General features: G+C 68.9%; 1 pseudogene. It reads right to left on the bottom strand.

Annotation, left to right across the window (positions count from 1 at the left end):
- Window positions 1-309: pseudogene (locus tag HX773_RS25605) on the bottom strand (acetyl-CoA C-acetyltransferase); the annotation flags it as partial.

The following is a 309-nucleotide window of genomic DNA, read 5'->3' as shown; positions in this document are numbered from 1 at the left end:
ATCAGGTCGAGTTGCTCTAGGGACCAGCCGGCCTTGTCCAGGCAACGGCGGGTGGCGCTCACCGGGCCGATGCCCATGATCGCCGGGTCGACGCCGGCATTGGCGTAGGCCGCGATCTTCGCCAGTACCGGCAGGCCGAGGGTCTTGGCCTTGGCGGCGCTCATCAGGATCACCGCGGCGGCACCGTCGTTCAGCGACGAGGCGTTGCCGGCAGTGACCGTACCGTCTTTCTTGAAGGCTGGCTTGAGCTTGCCCAGCGACTCGGCGGTGGTGCCGGCGCGGGGTTGCTCGTCGGTGGCGAAGGCCAGC

Origin of the sequence: Pantoea sp. B9002, from assembly GCF_013385945.1 — a bacterium.
Lineage (GTDB): Bacteria > Pseudomonadota > Gammaproteobacteria > Enterobacterales > Enterobacteriaceae > Pantoea.
Note: the sequence above shows the minus strand (reverse complement) of the source record. Positions and strands in the feature narration are given on the sequence as shown.